The sequence below is a fragment of the Bradyrhizobium sp. 215_C5_N1_1 genome (assembly GCF_052075935.1).
Lineage (GTDB): Bacteria > Pseudomonadota > Alphaproteobacteria > Rhizobiales > Xanthobacteraceae > Bradyrhizobium > Bradyrhizobium barranii.
This window is the reverse complement of sequence record NZ_CP197228.1, coordinates 3,286,645-3,303,128: the sequence shown is the minus strand read 5'-3', so window position 1 is coordinate 3,303,128 and position 16,484 is coordinate 3,286,645. Positions and strand designations below refer to the sequence as shown.

Sequence of the window (16,484 nt, the reverse complement as noted above, 5' to 3'; positions counted from 1 at the left end):
ACCCAGGTTTTGGAACCGGGCAACGCCAACAACGTTCTCTTGTCCTGTCTGGAGAAAAACGTGACGAAATCAGCCTCCGCTACGGCCACCCCGCCGCTTTCGTCACCGTCGGCCGACCCGCGCGGCCTCGCCCAGGGGCTGGAAGAGGCATTTCTCGCCGTCCGCAACGAGACCGAGCGCCGGGCCGAGCCGCTGTCGCCCGAAGACCAACAGATTCAATCCATGCCGGATGCGAGCCCCACGAAATGGCATCGGGCCCATACCACCTGGTTCTGGGAGCAATTTCTGCTCGGCGAGCACGCCCCTGGCTACCGGCCCTTCCACCCTGATTTCGCTTTCCTGTTCAATTCCTATTACGTCAGCGCCGGCCCGCGTCATTCCCGCAATCACCGCGGCGACATCACCCGTCCCAGCGCCGATCAGGTCGGCGCTTATCGAACATATGTCGATGCGGCTGTCGTCAAATTCTTCCGCGAGGTCGGCCCGGACAAGCTTCGCGAGATCGCGCCGCTCGTCGAGGTCGGGCTCAATCACGAGCAGCAGCATCAGGAATTGATGTTCACCGACATCCTGCATGCTTTCGCGCAGAACCCGATCCCGCCGGCCTATGATCCGGACTGGCGCTTCCCGGCTTCGACACGCGCGGGTGAGGATTGGCTGACGCTGAACGAGGGTATCCACACCGTCGGTCATGTCGACGACAGTTTTCATTTCGACAATGAGAAGCCGGCGCATCGCGCCCTCGTCGGTCCGGTCAGGGTCGCACGCAATCTCGTCACCAACGCCGAGTGGCTCGCCTTCATGCGCGACGGTGGCTACCGGACCGCAACGCTGTGGCTGATGGACGGCTTTGCCACCGCCAACAACGAAGGCTGGGACGCCCCCGGCCATTGGCGCGAGATCGACGGCCAGTGGCACATGATGACGCTCGCCAGCCTCAAGCCGGTCGATCCGGACGCGCCGGTCTGCCACGTCAGCTATTACGAGGCCGATGCGTTTGCGCGCTGGGCTGGGAAGCATCTGCCGACCGAGATGGAATGGGAGGTTGCTGCGCGTGCCGGCCAGCTCAACGACGCCTTCGGCATTGTCTGGCAGTGGACGCGGTCTTCATATTCGCCCTACCCCGGCTACCGCGCCATCGAAGGCGCGCTCGGGGAGTACAACGGCAAGTTCATGATCAACCAACTGGTGCTGCGCGGCTCCTCGCTTGCAACTCCCGAGGGCCACAGCCGTATTACCTATCGCAATTTCTTCTATCCGCACCATCGCTGGCAGTTCACCGGACTGCGGCTCGCCGATTACGTCTAGTTTTCATCCGACGATAAATGCGCGCCGGACAGCGCGTTCAGGAGAGTATCATGAATGTGCACGCCAGCGCTTTGGCCGAAGCCCATCTCCCCGACGAGCAGACCACCGCTTTCGCCCGCGAGGCCATCGAGGACCTCTCGCAGCAGCCGAAAAAGCTGTCGCCGAAATATTTCTACGACGCGACCGGCTCGGAGCTGTTCGAGGCAATCACGCGCCTGCCGGAATATTACCCGACGCGCACCGAGCTTGCGATCCTGAAGGAGCGCGGCAGCGAGATCGCGAAGATCATTCCGCAGCATGCGGCACTGGTCGAGTTCGGCGCTGGAGCAACCACGAAAGTCCGCCTGCTGCTCGATCACTGCAAGTTCGCAGCCTATGTACCCGTCGACATCTCCGGCGACTTCCTGAAGGCGCAGGCGAACGGCCTGAAGCGGGACTTCCCGACGCTCGCCATCTATCCGGTGGCGGCCGACTTCACCACGCCGTTCGAGTTGCCCAAGGCCGTCGCATCGATGCCCAAGGTCGGCTTCTTCCCCGGCTCGACCATCGGAAATTTCGAGCCGCATGAGGCGCAGGCCTTCCTGAAGAGCGCCCGCAAGATCCTGGGCAAGGGCGCGCAGATGATCATCGGCGCCGACCTCGAGAAAGAAGAGCGCGTCCTCCACGACGCCTACAACGATGCCGCCGGCGTCACCGCCCGCTTCAACCTCAATGTGCTCGTGCGCATCAACCGCGAGCTCGGCGGCAATTTCGACCTGTCCGCCTTCACCCATCGCGCGATCTACAACCGCGAGCGGCACCGGATCGAGATGCATCTGATCAGCAAGAAGAGCCAGACCGTGCGCCTGCTCGGCACCAGCTTCTCGTTCCGCCCCGGCGAGAGCATCCACACCGAGAACAGCTACAAGTACAGCCTCGAGCGTTTTGCTGCGCTGGCGCAGGGCGCGGGCTGGCAGGTGCGCGAAAGCTGGACGGACGCGGCGAAGATGTTTTCGGTGCACGCGCTGGAGGCGGCGGAGTAGAGGCTCCGGCGCTTCCCGCTCGACTGGCCGTCCGGGGAGCTATGTATTTCAAAGCGTTTTCCTGCGGCGCATCCTTCGAGACGCCCGCCTTCGGCGGGCTTCTCAGGATGAGGACGGCGCGCGCGGCAGCAGTTTCAGCGGGCGCCTATGCCGATTAGCCTCATCCTGAGGAGACCGCGCAGCGGTCGTCTCGAAGGACGAGGCGCTCGCTCAGACCGCTCCAAATTCAATGCTGCTCTGCCTCCTCCGGCTTCGACCCCAGCGACATCGACTCCCACACAGCGACCACGATCATGATCACGGTCGACGCGACCGACAGCCAGAGCGGCGAGAGATCGGCGGCGAACCACCACAGCACCAGTAGCAGGATGATGCCGATGCCGTGGGAGAGCTGGAGGAAGCCGCGGATCGCGTGCTTGAACAGGATGGTGCCGACCAGGAACACCAGGGGACCACCGACCGTGCTCACGATGGTCCTGATATCGGAATGGCCGGTCGGATGCTTCAGCACCAGCTCGTCCGACACCGCGGTCAGGATGATGCCGGCGACGATCGGCATGTGCAGATAGGTATAGGCCATCCGTGCCAGCCGGCCGGATTCGGTGGATTTCGAGAGCCGCTCGGAGCCGGCCTCCGCGCCCTTGTGGAAATAGACCCACCACATCGCGATGGCCCCGGCCAGCGCCGAGACGAAGGCGAGGATGTTGTCCGCGGTCCAGTCCAGTTCGGCAAAGGTGGCGCCGTTGACGACGACGGCTTCTCCGAGTGCGATGATGATGAAGCCGGCGCAGCGCTCGGCCATGTGGCCGCCCTCGACGGCCCAGGCCTCCACCGACGAGAAGCCGAGCTTCGGGACCCAGAAGCGCACCGCGGGCGAGACGTATTCGATCGCGAGCGCCGCGATCCAGAACCACAGCCGCGCCTCGTCATGGGCGAGACCGCCGAGGATCCAGAAGATCGCGGAGCCAGAGAGCCAGACCAGAATGCGGATCGCGTTGTGCCGGACGGCCGTTCGATGGCGCGGGGTCGCGAACAGCCAGAAGGCGGTGCGTCCGACCTGCATGGTCGCGTAGGCGATCGCGAACCACAGGCCCCGCCCCTCGAACGCGGTCGGGATCGTGGTCGACAGCACGAGGCCGCCCAGCATCATCAGGAAGATCAGGATGCGGACCGGGGTCAGCTCGGGATTGAGCCAGTTGGTGACCCAGGCTGTGTAGACCCATACCCACCACACCGCGAGGAACAGCACCGTGACGTGCACCGCGCCGAGCGGGGTGAAATGGTGCAGCAGCGTATGCGAGACCTGCGTGACGGCGAAGACGAAGACGAGGTCGAAGAACAGCTCGGCATTGGTGACACGGCTGTGCTGGTTCGGAGCGATGACGCGAAACATCGCGCCGCGAGGATTGTCCGCAGCCATCGTCATCCCCCCGTCACGCGATCAGATCAGGCCCCCGGTACCCCGGTTTGCAGCGCCAGCGCATGCAGCACGCCGCCCATCTGGCCTTGCAAGGACTGATAGACGATCTGGTGCTGCTGGACGCGGGACTTGCCGCGGAAGGATTCCGAGATCACGGTCGCGGCATAGTGGTCGCCATCGCCGGCGAGGTCACGGATCGTCACCTCGGCATCGGGGATCGCTGCCTTGATCATCGCCTCGATATCGTGGGCGTCCATGGGCATTCGGGTCTTGCTCCTGTCTCGGCTTCGAATCGCTTGCCGGGGTCCCCGGACCGGCAGGGCCAAACTTAGCGTGAACGGCCTTCTACGTCACGCATTCCGGCACTATATCCCTGATCCCATCCGGATAAAGGCACGACAAAGTGCCGCGCGCGCAAGATTGATCGAAAAGGCGTGAAATCATGAAGCTTCCAGGGCCCGACCACCCCATCACCATTACCCAGAATCCCCGACGCGTCCGCGTCACGGCCGGCGACATCGTGATCGCCGAGACCAGCAAGGCACTGATCTTGAAGGAGGCCAAATATCCGGCGGTGCAATATGTGCCGCGGGAGGACGCCAACATGGCGGTGCTGGAGCGCACCGACCGCGTCACCCATTGCCCCTACAAAGGGGACGCGAGCTATTACAGCGTCAAGGCCGACGGCAAGACGCTCGACAACGCGATCTGGACCTACGAGACGCCCTTCCCCGCGATGACGGAGATTTCCGGCCATCTCGCCTTCTATCCGGACAAGGTGAAGATCGAGGAAGTGGGGTAGGCTCGTCGCGCCGGAGGCGATCGCAGGTCGCTTCCTCTCAGTCGACACAAGGCTCAAGATGCCGCGCAAAGCCGCAAGACTGATTGGGGTCTCGTTGCTGGGCGTGGCCGGTATCCTCATTGTGGTGGCCGCCGCCGGATTGGGTTTTCGCGCCTATCGCCAGCATCTTGCTGCCGAAACCCTCGCGATCCGCTCACCGAAGGGCGTGCAGGAGGGAGGGTTCGTCGACATCGGCGGAATCAAGCAATGGATTCAAATCCGCGGCGAGGATCGGGATAACCCGGTCCTCCTGTTCGTCCACGGCGGGCCCGGAGGGTCCAGCTGGCCAATGTCGTCGGGTTGGCGCCCCTGGGAAAAGCACTTCACCATCGTGCAATGGGACCAGCGAGGCACCGGCCGCACGTATGGCGCCGCCGGAGACACGCTGGCGCCAACCATGACACTGGAGCGCATGACGCAGGACGGCGTCGAGCTGGCCGAGCATCTGCGCACGCATCTGCACAAGGACAGGATCGTCCTGGTCGGGCATTCGTGGGGTTCGTTCCTGGGAATTCACATGGTGAAGCAACGCCCGGATCTGTTCTCGGCCTATGTCGGCACGGGCCAGGTGGTTGGCAGGACGACCTTCGAGAAGGCATTCGAGCTCACGATCGCGCGCCTGCAACGGCTTGCGGCATCCGCCAACAATGGCGAAGCCCTGGCGGAATTGGCGCCGATCGCTTCACAGCCGACCCTCACCTCGGAAAATCGCCTGATTGCGGACAAATGGAGCAACGCGCTGGGTCTGCCGCCCGCCGGTGGCTTCCAGTTCGCCGGTCCCATCCCGCCGCTCTTCATGCCGGATGTCTCGCTGCTCGACTTGTACAACTGGCGCAAGGGCGTCGCCTTCTCGACCAAATATCTGACCGGGCGGAACGGGCCGATGTTTCAGAGCGACATGGCCTCGATGGGATTCAGATCTTCGATCCCCATGTTCTTCATTGAGGGCGACGCGGACGGCGTGACCCCGGGCGAACCCGCCGAGCAATATTTCAAGGAGATCACGGCCCCGCATAAGGAATTTGTGTGGGTTCGCGGCGGCGATCATTTCATTCCGTTCGATCGTCCTGATGAGTTCCTGGCTGAGCTGATGGCCCGCGTCATGCCATTCGCCGGCAATTGAGGGCCGGCGCCCCGGCCCCCATTTGAGCGGCAGCCCGGCTATGCCCTGAAGATCGTGAGCCCCAGTATCAGCAGCACCAGGAAGATCACGACGAAGATATAGAACAGGAAGCGGGCGACATCGGCCGAGGCGGCCGAGAGGCCGGTGAAGCCGAGCACGCCGGCCACGATCGAGACCAGGAGAAAGATCAGCGCCCATTTCAGGATCGTCATAACCAACTCCGACTAAAATGCCGCATGTTTTGCGGCCCTCAACCTATTCGCGAACGCTAACTTCGCTGCGCGGAACTGGTTCCTGAGGGCGCTCCGCGGGCAAGGCCCGGCACAAACTGCGCTTGCTGAATCCGGTTCCCAGCGGCACAGTCCGGCGAGAGGGCAGGAGCGCAATCGGGGCGACCATGATGACGATGTCACATTCCGCGACGATCGGCGCAGAGGCGCACGCCGCGCCGAAGGCCAAGGCGCGCAATCTGTCGCTCGATCGGACCCGCACCTTCCTCACGCTGGTGGTGCTGCTGCACCACGCCGTCATTCCCTACACCTATTTCGGTCACACCGACCCGGCGTCCTGGATCGGCTTCGACGTCGTCGTGCTCTGCACCGACAGCTTCTTCATGGCGATGTTCTTCTTCCTGTCGGGACTGTTCACGTGGTCCGGCATCGCGCGCAAGGCGCCACAGGTTTTCCTGCGCGACCGCCTGTTGCGGCTCGGGCTGCCGTTCGTGATCGCGGCATTCACGGTCATTCCGATCGCCTATTACGCGATCGCGCTGCGGCACGATCCCGAGCTGACCTTCGCTTCGTTCTGGTGGAAGACGATCACCGTCGGGCCGTGGCCGAGCGGGCCGATCTGGTTCGTGTGGGTGCTGCTGGCGTTCGACCTGACCGCGAGCCTGCTCTACCGGGTCTCAGCCCACCTGGTCGATCCGGTCAACCGCGTTTCGCTGCGCGGTTTTGACCAGCCGGCCGTGTTCTGGCTGCTGCTGGCCGTCGTCACCGCCGTCGTTTACGTGCCCGCGCTGGTCCATTTCGGCGCCAACAAATGGTTCGAGTTCGGACCGTTTTCGGTGCAGGCGAGCCGCGTCCTGCTCTACTTCGCCTATTTCTTCATTGGCGTCAGCGTCGGTGCCGCCAACTTCGATCGCGGCATCCTCAGCGCCGAGGGCCAGTTGCCGAAGAACCGATGGATGTGGGTGATCGCCACGCTGGTACCCTACTGCCTGATGTGGTGCATGATCTACATCAAGCGCGCAATCCTCGGGAATCCCAACGTGCTGCCGGACTGGTATCAGGCGATCTACGGCACGTTCGTCGTGCTGTTCTCGGCCGCGATCCTGCTCGCGATCCTCGCCTTCTTCCTGCACCAGAAGTCGCCGGGGCCGAACCTGCTCGACCGCATGCAGGCGGACGCCTACGGCATGTTCCTGGTGCACTACCCGATCGCGCTGTGGATCCAGTATGTGCTGTTCGACTATTCGTGGCCTGCGATCTTCAAGGCCGGGATCGGCTTCGTGCTCACGGTGATGCTGAGCTGGGGACTGACGGCAATGTTGCGGAAGATTCCGGGCGCGTCACACGTTTTGTGAGGCCGAGGTCTCTCCACCCGTCATTGCGAGCGTAGCTAAGCAATCCAGAGTCTCTCCGCGGAGACAGTCTGGATTGCTTCGTCGCTTTGCTCCTCGCAATGACGGAGTGTGTGGCGGCGCCTTACGCCGCCTTCCCGCTCATATATTCCGGCAGCCAGCGCTCGAATGATTTCCGCAAGCTATCGATCGACACCGGCGCCTCGCCAGCGATCGCGATCGCATCGCCGCCGGTGGTGCCGATGCGCACGCAGGGCACCTCGCAGCCGCGCATCTTGGCCAGCACGCGGCCGGCGTCCGCTTCCGGCACGGTGACGAGATAGCGCGCCTGGTCCTCGCCGAACCAATAGGCCTGCGGCACGAGCGCCGCCGGCGCCGCCAGCAGTTTTGCGCCGATGCCGCTGGCCATTGCCATCTCGGCGAGCGCGATCAGGAGGCCACCGTCGGAGAGATCGTGCACTGCGGTCGCAGTGCCCGCATGGATCATGCCGCGCACGCAGTCGCCGTTGCGCTTCTCGGCCGCGAGGTCGACCGGCGGCGGCGCGCCCTCCTCGCGACCGCAGATGTCGCGCAGATAGACCGACTGGCCGAGCCAGCCGTGGGTTTCGCCGACCAGCAGGATCGCCTCGCCCTCGGCCTTGAAGGCGAGCGACGCGGACTTGGTGAAGTCGTCGAGCAGGCCGACGCCGCCGATCGAAGGTGTCGGCAGGATCGCGCGGCCGTTGGTCTCGTTGTAGAGCGAGACGTTGCCGGACACGACCGGGAAGTCCAGCGTGCGGCAGGCTTCCGAGATGCCCTTCAGGCAGCCGACGAACTGGCCCATGATCTCGGGCCGTTCAGGGTTGCCGAAATTGAGATTGTCGGTGATCGCGAGCGGCTTGCCGCCGACCGCGGTGATGTTGCGCCAGGCTTCCGCCACCGCCTGCTTGCCGCCCTCGAACGGATCGGCCTCGCAATAGCGCGGCGTGACGTCGACGGTCAGCGCCAGACCCTTCGGCCCGTCCTGCACGCGCACGACGGCGGCGTCGCCGCCGGGACGCTGCAAGGTGTTGCCGAGGATGACGTGGTCGTATTGCTCCCAGACCCAGCGCTTGCTGCACATGTCGGGCGTGCCGATCAGCTTCTCCAGCGCGGCACCGACGCCCATCGGCGCCGGCACCTCGCGCGCGTGCACCACAGGCAGCGCGGCAGAGGGACTATGCGGGCGGTCGTAGAGCGGCGCCTCGTCACCGAGCTCCTTGATCGGCAGGTCGGCCATGACGTCGCCGCCATGCTTGACGACGAAACGCTTGCTCGGCGTGGTGTAGCCGACGACCGCAAAGTCGAGGCCCCACTTCTTGAAGATCGCCTCGGCTTCCTTTTCCTTCTCGGGCTTGAGCACCATGAGCATGCGCTCCTGGCTTTCCGAGAGCATCATCTCGTAGGCGCTCATGCCGGTCTCGCGGGTCGGCACCGCGTCGAGATCGAGGTCGACGCCGAGGTCGCCCTTGGCGCCCATCTCGACCGCCGAGCAGGTCAGGCCGGCCGCGCCCATGTCCTGGATCGCGATGACGCAGCCCTTCTCCATAATCTCGAGGCAGGCCTCGAGCAGCAGTTTTTCGGCGAAGGGATCGCCGACCTGCACGGTCGGGCGCTTCTCCTCGGACTTGTCGTCGAACTCCGCCGAGGCCATCGAGGCACCGTGGATGCCATCGCGGCCCGTCTTGGAGCCCAGATAGACGATCGGCATGTTCACGCCGGAGGCGGCCGCATAGAAGATCTTGTCGGCGTCGGCGAGGCCCACGGCCATCGCGTTGACGAGGATGTTGCCGTCATAGCGGGTGTGGAAGCGCACCTGGCCGCCGACCGTCGGCACGCCGAAGGAATTGCCATAGCCGCCGACACCGGCGACGACACCGGAGACGAGATGCCGCGTCCTGGCATGCTCGGGCGCGCCGAAGCTCAGCGCATTGAGGCAGGCGATGGGACGCGCGCCCATGGTGAAGACATCGCGCAAGATGCCGCCGACGCCGGTGGTCGCACCCTGGTAGGGCTCGATGTAGCTCGGGTGGTTGTGGCTCTCCATCTTGAAGACCACGGCCTGGCCGTCGCCGATATCGATCACGCCAGCATTCTCGCCGGGGCCCTGGATCACCCAGGGCGCCTTGGTCGGCAGGCCGCGCAGATGGATGCGCGAGGATTTGTACGAGCAGTGCTCGTTCCACATCGCCGAGAAGATGCCGAGCTCGGTGAAGGTCGGCTCCCGCCCGATCAGCTTCAGGATGCGCTCGTACTCGTCGGGCTTGAGCCCGTGGGCGGCAACCAGTTCGGGGGTGATCTTGGGTTCGTTCTTCATGGATTCGGGGCTTTCGGCGGCGTTTTGCCGTTCTTAGGAAGATCGGGGGCCTACGAAAAGCCCTTTATGGCGCATTTTCCCGCTGTCCCACGTTTTGCGGGCAGGCGGTCGGCGGGAACGGGAATTGCAAGGCGCTGACGGATCGGATTTAAGGACTAAAGACCCGTAATTGAAGGCCCATTTCCTTGCACGAATTGACCAAAGTCCCCTCCACCCGCCGCCCGGACCTGCACGTCGCCACCGATGGCGAGTTCACGGGCTGGCGGACCTGGATTCGCGACAGTTTTGAGAGCCATATCGGCCCGTTCTGGCACAAAATCGAGGACGACGGCAGCGTCCGCTCGGCGTTCCGGGTCGAGAAAAAGCACCTCAACGGCTCCGGAAACGTCCATGGCGGCTGCTTCATGGCGTTCGCAGACTATTGCCTGTTCGCGATCGCCACCCACGAGCTGGATGGCCCGGCCGTGACGACGAATTTCGCCTGTGATTTCCTCGACGCGGCCCGCGAGGGCGAGCTGGTCGAATGCGTCGGCGAAGTGTCCCGCGCCGGCGGCTCGCTGATCTTCCTGCGGGGCAAGCTGACCTCGGCCGGGCGGCCGCTGTTTACCTTCTCCGGCACGATCAAGCGGGTGAAGCGGAAGCCCGCACTCCAGCCAAACGCATAGCTCGACGCCTTCCCTTTTCGCGCCCCCTCGCCCAGACTTGCTGAAAGCGCTTTTGCGCGGGGGAGCAAGAACAAGGTGCCGCAGAGCACATCCGGATCGGGCCACACAGCGCCCTCCGCGTCAGCGCCATTGCCATCCATGACCGCCGTCGGCGCCCGTAACTGGCGCGACTATGCGCTGCTGTTCGCGCTCGCCTGCTGCTGGAGCTCGACCTATCCGCTGGCGAAGCTCGCGCTTCCCACGATCCCGCCCATCACCTTCATCTCGGCGCGCTCGCTGATCGCGTTCGCCTTCCTGTTCGCGATCTTGTGGATGCGCGGCCTCAAGCTCCCGACGGATGCGAAGGCCTGGAAGCTGTTCGCAGTCCAGCAGCTGATCAACTCGACCTTTCCGTTCCTGGTCATCACCTGGTCGCAGCAATATGTCCCGGCGTCGAACACGGTGGTGCTGGCCTCGACAACGCCGATCTTCGCCTTCCTGATCACCTCGCTGATCACGCGGCACGAGCCGGCCACGCTACTGAAGCTCGCGGGCGCAATTCTCGGCCTCGCCGGCACGATCGCCATCGTCGGGCTGGACGCGCTGCGCGGCTTCGGCAGCGAGATCGTGGCGGAGATCGCGATCCTGCTCGCCACCATCTCCTTTGCCTGCGCGACCATCTTTGGCTTGCGGCTCTCCGAATACGATCCGATGGTGGTCGCAACCGGCTCGCTGCTATTCGGTGGCCTCGTGCTGCTGCCGCCCGCGCTGATCATCGACCAGCCCTGGACGCTGCATCCGACGCCGACGGCAATCGTCGCCACCATCGTCATGGGCATCGTCTCCAGCGCGCTGGGGCTGATGCTGTTCTACGTCTGCCTCGGCCGGCTCGGCACGCTGACCACGAACGCACAAGGCTATCTGCGCATTCCGATCGGCGTCGGATTGTCCGTGCTGCTGCTCGGCGAGAGCGTGCCGTCGAACCTCGCGCTGGGACTTCTGCTGGTCATGGCCGGCGTCGCCGCGATGACGGTGCCGGCGGAACGGCTGAAGCTGCGCAAGGCATGATCCGGAAAGTGCGCAGCAGTTTTCCGATAAGATCATGCTCAAACAATAAGACCGCTCAGGTCGAAATCTGCTTCTCGGCGATCGAGAGCCAATCGGCCTGGGCGTCGCGCAGATATTTGGGCGCGCGCCGCATCTGGATCAGGAGCTCGTTGAAGACCACGCGCGCCTCGGCGCTGCGGCCGACCATCTGGAGCAGCATGCCGTAGCGCACCCGCGCCTCGGCGCCGGGGAAATAGCCGGCGACGGCGTGATATTCCTCCAGCGCCTCGTCGAGCCGGCCGACCTCGGCGAGCGCGCGGGCGTAGAGCAGATGCGCGTCGGCGGAATCGAAGTCCGGCCATTGCTTCTGAAGATCGTCCAGCGTCGCCAGCGCATCGGCCGGACGCTTGGCGGAAAACTCGGCCTGCGCCTTGCCGAAGGCATAAGCGGGGGTCGTGGCCCATCGGCAAGCTCAGGATGTGACCGTAATGCTGCTCGGCCTCGCTGAAGCGGCCGACCTTTGCGCATTCCTCGGCCAGCGCCGCACGGTTGGCGATGGTGTCGGTGGCCGCCAGCCGGTCGCACAGCTCGCGATAACGCTTCTCCGGATCGAGCCGATTGGCAACGCGCTGACGCGCCTGTCGCGCACCGGGGCTGGAAAACCATTCAGGGACGAGTTCGACCGCGATGTAGGCGAGCGCGCCGATCAGCGGCACCATCAGGATGATGAAGGCCCAGGGCTGCAACCGCCCGGTTCGCGACGCGTGATAAATCAGTGTGATATCGAGCAGCAGAACGACCAAAGCGACGGGCATGTGACATCCGGGAGCACAACGACAGCGCACGCTTCCTGATACCGCAACTCGCGCGGCGAAACAACTTTGAGTTGCTTTCACCCGCGCGGAAATCAGCGACCCGGACACGCGCGCCTTGATGGCGACGAGGAGTCAGTCGTCTCAAACGCGATTGAGGTTCATGAGACAGCAAGCCCAAAACCGCTATGACTTGCTATGATTTGGGCGGCTGCTACTTGGCGTCGTCCGCGAGCATCTTCCGGTACTTCTCGACGTCGCGCGTCACGAGCTTCTGGAGCACCTCGGGCGTATGCTCGTCGGGATCGGGCGCGACGGTCGACAAATCCGCAAAACGCTTCTTCACCGCGTCGGTTTCCACCGCGGTGCGCGCAGCCGCGTTCAGCTTGGCGATGATGGCCGGCGGCGTGCCCTTCGGCGCGAACAGGCCGTTCCAGCCCTGCGCCTCGAAGTCCGGCAGGCCTGCCTCGGCAGACGTCGGCAGATCGGGCAGCGTGGCCAGCCGCACGGTCGAGCCAACCACCAGGCCCCTCACTAGCTTGTCGCCGATCGACTGCGAGACGGAGGCCGCGGCGTCGCAGACGCCGTCGATCTGGCTGCCGATCGCATCCGTGAGTGCGGGCGCCGCACCGCGATAGCCGACCAGTGTTGCGTCGACCCCGGCGGCCGTCACAAAGCTCTTGCAAATGAGGTAATTCGACGAGCCGACACCGGCGTGGCCGAGATTGATCTTGCCCGGGTTGGCCTTGGCGTAGGCGATGAACTCTTTCAGGTCCTTCGCCGGGAAATCCTTGCGCAGCGCGATGACGCCGAACGTCTTCGCCACCATGGCGATCGGCACGAAGGATTCAGGCGTGAACGGCAGTTTTGGATAGATCGTGTAGGTCGCGGCGTTGGTGCCGGCGTTGCCGATCGCGATGGTGTAGCCGTCAGGCTCGGCGCGGGAGGCGCGCGCCAGCGCGGTCGAGCCGCCGGCGCCGGCGACGTTCTCGATCACGATGGTCTGGCCGAGCGCGATGCCCATCTGCTCGGCGACCGTGCGCGCGATCACGTCCGACGTGCCGCCAGCCGCGAACGGCACGATCATCGTGAGCGGGCGCTTGGGGAAATCCTGCGCGAACGCAACGGTCGCGAGTGAAAATGTCGCGAGCGACAGCGCCGCGATCGCGGCGAGAGCCCGCTTCGCCACAAACGAGATCACGCGGCCTTTTCCAGATGGGCAGTGAGACCGGCGAACAGGCCGCGGCCGTCGGTGCAGCCCATGATGTCTTCGACGTGGTTCTCCGGGTGCGGCATCATGCCGAGCACGTTGCCCCTGTCATTGACGATTCCGGCGATGGATTCCGCCGCGCCGTTGATGTTGTGGGCCTCGTCGACCACGCCGTCGGCGGAGCAGTAGCGATAGAGCACCCGCCCCTCGCCTTCGAGCCGCTTGATGGTCTCTTCATCCGCCTCGTAATTGCCCTCACCATGGGCGACGGGCACGCGGATCACCTGGCCGGCATTGTAGCCGCGGGTGAACGGCGTGTCGGAGCGCTCGACGCGCAGATGCACGTCGTGACAGATGAACTTCAGCCGCGCGTTGCGCATCAGGACGCCGGGCAGCAGGCCGGACTCGCAGAGGATCTGAAAACCATTGCAGACGCCGAGCACGAGACCGCCCTTGGCCGCATAGTCGCGCACCGCGTCCATCACCGGCGACCGCGCCGCAATCGCGCCGCAGCGCAGATAGTCGCCGTAGGAGAAGCCGCCGGGCACGACGACGAGGTCGGTGCCCGCGGGCAGCGACGTCTCGGCGTGCCAGACCATCGCGGGCTCGCTGCCGGAGATCAGCCTCAATGCGCGCGCCATGTCGCGCTCGCGGTTGATTCCGGGAAAGACGAGGATGGCGGCTTTCATGGTTCGGGTTCCGACGGTGATGGGAATCGGGCTGGCCAAAGGGCCAATTCGTCAGGAGACATAGCCATTTGACGGGGATTTTACCAGTGCTAGCCTCGCCGGGCGGCCTTGTACACAGGCCATAGCCACGGCACTTTTGCCTGACGATCTTGCCCGGGATTGAAGCCATGAACGTCCCGTCGCTGCCCGCCTCCCTCTCCGAACCGGTGTCCACTCAGGGCGTCATCGCAGCCGGCGCCTATGTCGACGGCCGGCGTGTCGCCAATATCGCCATCAGCGAGGCTTCGAGCTGGCGGGCCAAGCCCGGCCACGTGGTGTGGATCGGGCTGCACGAGCCTGACATGGCGCTGCTCGGCGCCGTGCAGAAGCAGTTCGACCTGCACGACCTTGCCATCGAGGACGCCAACAACGCCCATCAGCGGCCGAAGATCGAGCAATATGGCGAGGCCCTGTTCATCGTGGCGCGGACGGCGCAATTGTTCGAGGGCCGGATCGCCTTCGGCGAGACGCACATCTTCGTCGGCGAAGGCTATCTGGTCTCGGTGCGCCATGGCGCCTCGACATCCTACACGCCGGTGCGCGAACGCTGCGAAAGCTGCCCGCGGGCCCTTGCGCGCGGCGAGGACTACATCCTCTACGCCATCCTCGATTTCATCGTCGACAACTACTCGCCCGTGCTGGAGAGCATCCACGAGGAGGTCGAAGGCATCGAGGACGACGTGCTCTCCAAGCCGATCAGCAAGGCGCAGATCGAGCGGCTCTACATGCTGCGCCGCGACCTGTTGCGGCTCAGGACCGCGATCGGCCCGTTGGTGGAAGTCTGCCGCCGCCTCGAGCATGACGAGCTTGCGATGGTGCGTGCGACGATGCAGCCGCTGTTCCGCGACGTCACCGACCACGTCAGGAACATCCAGGAGCGCATCGATTCCATGCGCGAGGTGCTGGCCTTCGCCTTCGAGGCGAGCCTGCTGGTCGGACAGGCGCAGGAGACCGCGGTCTCCAAGAAGCTCGCCTCGTGGCTGGCGATCCTCGCCGTGCCCACCGCAGTCGCAGGCATCTACGGGATGAACTTCAAGTACATCCCCGAGCTGCAATGGGAGTACAGCTATTTCGTCGTCATGGGGATGATGGCGCTCGCCTGCCTCGCATTGTACTGGCGCTTCCACCGCGTCGGATGGCTGTGAAGCGCCGCGCGGGTTAGACGATCTCGACGCGATAGTTCTCGATCACGGTGTTCGCCAAGAGCTTGTCGGCCGCCTCCTTCAGCGCCGCTTCGGCCTTGGCCTTGTCGGCGCCGGCAAGCTCGATGTCGAACACCTTGCCCTGGCGGACGCTGGCGACGCCGTCGACGCCGAGCGACTTCAGCGCGCCTTCGATGGCCTTGCCCTGCGGATCGAGGATGCCCGTCTTCAGGGTAACGGTAACACGTGCCTTCACGTCAAATCCCTCTTAGCTCTTCACCAGCACCGGGCCAGTGCCCTGCGGACGCTCATTCTCCATGAGGATGCCGAGGCGTTTTGCGACTTCGGTGTAGGCCTCGAGCAGGCCGCCGAGATCCCTGCGGAAGCGATCCTTGTCGAGCTTCTCGTTCGACTTGATGTCCCACAGACGGCAGCTGTCCGGCGAGATCTCGTCGGCGACGATGATCCGCATCATCTCGTTCTCGAACAGCCGGCCGCACTCCATCTTGAAGTCGACGAGGCGGATGCCGATGCCGAGGAAGAGGCCGGTGAGGAAGTCGTTGACACGGATGGCGAGCGCCATGATGTCGTCGATCTCCTGCGGGGTGGCCCAGCCGAACGCGGTGATGTGCTCTTCCGACACCATGGGGTCGTTGAGCTGGTCGTTCTTGTAGTAGAATTCGATGATCGAACGGGGCAGCTGCGTGCCCTCCTCGATGCCGAGGCGCTGCGACAGCGAGCCGGCGGCAACGTTCCGCACCACCACTTCCAGCGGCACGATCTCGACCTCGCGAATCAACTGCTCGCGCATGTTGAGGCGGCGGATGAAATGGGTCGGCACCCCGATGTCGTTGAGGTGCTGAAACAGGTACTCCGAGATCCGGTTGTTGAGGACACCCTTGCCCTCGATCACCTGATGCTTTTTCGCATTGAACGCGGTGGCGTCATCCTTGAAGTGCTGGATCAGGGTACCGGGCTCCGGGCCTTCGTAAAGAACCTTTGCCTTGCCTTCATAAATACGACGCCGACGGCTCATGGGGATGTACCGTGTTTTGTTGAAATCCATGTATTTGGTGTGCTCCGGTTACCAGGTTACGACCCACAGCGGAGCTGCCGTGAACGGCTGGGAACCCGTCTATAACCCCTTGGAAACAGAACGGGAACCAAACCTTCAGGCAACCTATCCGATTGGCTGTCCCAGCACAATCGATCCGGCCGCCCGGCATCAACTTATACCGTCTTGCCTGCGGCTTAACGGCTCGTTGTTTTG

General features: G+C 64.3%; 16 protein-coding genes and 1 pseudogene. 8 read left to right on the top strand and 9 right to left on the bottom strand.

What is annotated here, in order from left to right; all coding sequences use genetic code 11:
• Positions 1-9 precede the first annotated feature (9 nt).
• Complete coding sequence (egtB, locus tag AB7G19_RS15480) at positions 10-1,308, top strand: ergothioneine biosynthesis protein EgtB (protein ID WP_354130335.1); 1,299 nt, start codon at positions 10-12, stop codon at positions 1,306-1,308.
• A 50-nt stretch (positions 1,309-1,358) separates the two neighbouring features.
• A complete protein-coding gene (gene egtD / locus AB7G19_RS15475; protein ID WP_354218234.1) occupies positions 1,359-2,330 on the top strand; it encodes an L-histidine N(alpha)-methyltransferase in 972 nt (323 codons plus the stop codon).
• Between the two features lie 226 nt (positions 2,331-2,556).
• Here the strand turns inward: egtD and AB7G19_RS15470 are convergent, their stop codons facing one another.
• Both AB7G19_RS15470 and AB7G19_RS15465 read right to left on the bottom strand, forming a co-directional pair.
• Positions 2,557-3,750: a low temperature requirement protein A gene (locus AB7G19_RS15470; protein WP_354130337.1), complete on the bottom strand. Its 1,194-nt coding sequence runs from the start codon at positions 3,748-3,750 to the stop codon at positions 2,557-2,559.
• A 26-nt stretch (positions 3,751-3,776) separates the two neighbouring features.
• A complete protein-coding gene (locus AB7G19_RS15465) occupies positions 3,777-4,013 on the bottom strand; it encodes a BolA/IbaG family iron-sulfur metabolism protein (protein ID WP_028147489.1) in 237 nt (78 codons plus the stop codon).
• A gap of 179 nt (positions 4,014-4,192) precedes the next feature.
• Between AB7G19_RS15465 and AB7G19_RS15460 the strand changes: the two genes are divergently transcribed.
• Complete coding sequence (locus AB7G19_RS15460) at positions 4,193-4,552, top strand: DUF427 domain-containing protein (protein WP_085404300.1); 360 nt, start codon at positions 4,193-4,195, stop codon at positions 4,550-4,552.
• A 58-nt stretch (positions 4,553-4,610) separates the two neighbouring features.
• Positions 4,611-5,714: an alpha/beta fold hydrolase gene (locus tag AB7G19_RS15455; protein WP_354130338.1), complete on the top strand. Its 1,104-nt coding sequence runs from the start codon at positions 4,611-4,613 to the stop codon at positions 5,712-5,714.
• A 38-nt stretch (positions 5,715-5,752) separates the two neighbouring features.
• Here the strand turns inward: AB7G19_RS15455 and AB7G19_RS15450 are convergent, their stop codons facing one another.
• A complete protein-coding gene (locus AB7G19_RS15450) occupies positions 5,753-5,926 on the bottom strand; it encodes a DUF1328 domain-containing protein (RefSeq protein WP_028158427.1) in 174 nt (57 codons plus the stop codon).
• A 185-nt stretch (positions 5,927-6,111) separates the two neighbouring features.
• On the opposite strand from AB7G19_RS15450, the gene AB7G19_RS15445 reads away from it, so the two are divergent.
• Positions 6,112-7,299, top strand: coding sequence for an acyltransferase family protein (locus AB7G19_RS15445; RefSeq protein ID WP_166342512.1), 1,188 nt, complete (start codon positions 6,112-6,114; stop codon positions 7,297-7,299).
• A 121-nt stretch (positions 7,300-7,420) separates the two neighbouring features.
• On the opposite strand, the gene purL is transcribed toward AB7G19_RS15445, so the two are convergent.
• Positions 7,421-9,631: a phosphoribosylformylglycinamidine synthase subunit PurL gene (gene purL, locus AB7G19_RS15440; protein ID WP_166342513.1), complete on the bottom strand. Its 2,211-nt coding sequence runs from the start codon at positions 9,629-9,631 to the stop codon at positions 7,421-7,423.
• Positions 9,632-9,816: 185 nt separating this feature from the next.
• Here purL and AB7G19_RS15435 point away from each other — a divergent pair, with 185 nt between their 5' ends.
• Positions 9,817-10,296, top strand: a complete 480-nt coding sequence (locus AB7G19_RS15435) for a PaaI family thioesterase (RefSeq protein ID WP_028147494.1) — start codon at positions 9,817-9,819, stop codon at positions 10,294-10,296.
• Positions 10,297-10,371: 75 nt separating this feature from the next.
• Positions 10,372-11,343 (top strand): DMT family transporter, encoded by a 972-nt coding sequence (locus AB7G19_RS15430; protein WP_166091178.1) that lies wholly within the window; start codon positions 10,372-10,374, stop codon positions 11,341-11,343.
• A gap of 55 nt (positions 11,344-11,398) precedes the next feature.
• Here the strand turns inward: AB7G19_RS15430 and AB7G19_RS15425 are convergent.
• The 3 genes and pseudogenes from AB7G19_RS15425 to purQ form a co-directional block, all read right to left on the bottom strand.
• Positions 11,399-12,137: pseudogene (locus AB7G19_RS15425) on the bottom strand (tetratricopeptide repeat protein).
• A gap of 211 nt (positions 12,138-12,348) precedes the next feature.
• Positions 12,349-13,335 (bottom strand): tripartite tricarboxylate transporter substrate binding protein BugD, encoded by a 987-nt coding sequence (locus AB7G19_RS15420; protein WP_354130339.1) that lies wholly within the window; start codon positions 13,333-13,335, stop codon positions 12,349-12,351.
• Complete coding sequence (gene purQ / locus AB7G19_RS15415) at positions 13,332-14,033, bottom strand: phosphoribosylformylglycinamidine synthase subunit PurQ (protein ID WP_166342514.1); 702 nt, start codon at positions 14,031-14,033, stop codon at positions 13,332-13,334. The genes AB7G19_RS15420 and purQ overlap by 4 nt, the downstream gene beginning before the upstream one ends.
• A gap of 167 nt (positions 14,034-14,200) precedes the next feature.
• Here purQ and AB7G19_RS15410 point away from each other — a divergent pair, with 167 nt between their 5' ends.
• The gene (locus AB7G19_RS15410; protein ID WP_071912382.1) at positions 14,201-15,217 is read left to right on the top strand and encodes a magnesium and cobalt transport protein CorA; all 1,017 of its coding nucleotides are present in this window, start codon (positions 14,201-14,203) and stop codon (positions 15,215-15,217) included.
• A 13-nt stretch (positions 15,218-15,230) separates the two neighbouring features.
• Here AB7G19_RS15410 and purS read toward each other — a convergent pair whose 3' ends face one another.
• Both purS and purC read right to left on the bottom strand, forming a co-directional pair.
• Positions 15,231-15,470 carry a phosphoribosylformylglycinamidine synthase subunit PurS gene (purS, locus tag AB7G19_RS15405; RefSeq protein ID WP_014494125.1) on the bottom strand — a complete coding sequence of 80 codons (240 nt, stop codon included), beginning with the start codon at positions 15,468-15,470 and terminating at the stop codon, positions 15,231-15,233.
• Between the two features lie 12 nt (positions 15,471-15,482).
• A complete protein-coding gene (gene purC, locus AB7G19_RS15400; RefSeq protein ID WP_172782948.1) occupies positions 15,483-16,250 on the bottom strand; it encodes a phosphoribosylaminoimidazolesuccinocarboxamide synthase in 768 nt (255 codons plus the stop codon).
• Positions 16,251-16,484: the final 234 nt, after the last annotated feature.

What these genes read in the sequence shown, in the direction of transcription:
- AB7G19_RS15470 (WP_354130337.1), bottom strand. Translation starts at nt 3,750, where the DNA reads ATGGCTGCGGACAATCCTCGCGGCGCGATGTTTCGCGTCATCGCTCCG.
- egtD (WP_354218234.1), top strand. Translation starts at nt 1,359, where the DNA reads ATGAATGTGCACGCCAGCGCTTTGGCCGAAGCCCATCTCCCCGACGAG.
- AB7G19_RS15455 (WP_354130338.1), top strand. Translation starts at nt 4,611, where the DNA reads ATGCCGCGCAAAGCCGCAAGACTGATTGGGGTCTCGTTGCTGGGCGTG.
- purC (WP_172782948.1), bottom strand. Translation starts at nt 16,250, where the DNA reads ATGAGCCGTCGGCGTCGTATTTATGAAGGCAAGGCAAAGGTTCTTTAC.
- AB7G19_RS15450 (WP_028158427.1), bottom strand. Translation starts at nt 5,926, where the DNA reads ATGACGATCCTGAAATGGGCGCTGATCTTTCTCCTGGTCTCGATCGTG.
- purQ (WP_166342514.1), bottom strand. Translation starts at nt 14,033, where the DNA reads ATGAAAGCCGCCATCCTCGTCTTTCCCGGAATCAACCGCGAGCGCGAC.
- AB7G19_RS15445 (WP_166342512.1), top strand. Translation starts at nt 6,112, where the DNA reads ATGATGACGATGTCACATTCCGCGACGATCGGCGCAGAGGCGCACGCC.
- AB7G19_RS15460 (WP_085404300.1), top strand. Translation starts at nt 4,193, where the DNA reads ATGAAGCTTCCAGGGCCCGACCACCCCATCACCATTACCCAGAATCCC.
- AB7G19_RS15465 (WP_028147489.1), bottom strand. Translation starts at nt 4,013, where the DNA reads ATGCCCATGGACGCCCACGATATCGAGGCGATGATCAAGGCAGCGATC.
- AB7G19_RS15410 (WP_071912382.1), top strand. Translation starts at nt 14,201, where the DNA reads ATGAACGTCCCGTCGCTGCCCGCCTCCCTCTCCGAACCGGTGTCCACT.
- purL (WP_166342513.1), bottom strand. Translation starts at nt 9,631, where the DNA reads ATGAAGAACGAACCCAAGATCACCCCCGAACTGGTTGCCGCCCACGGG.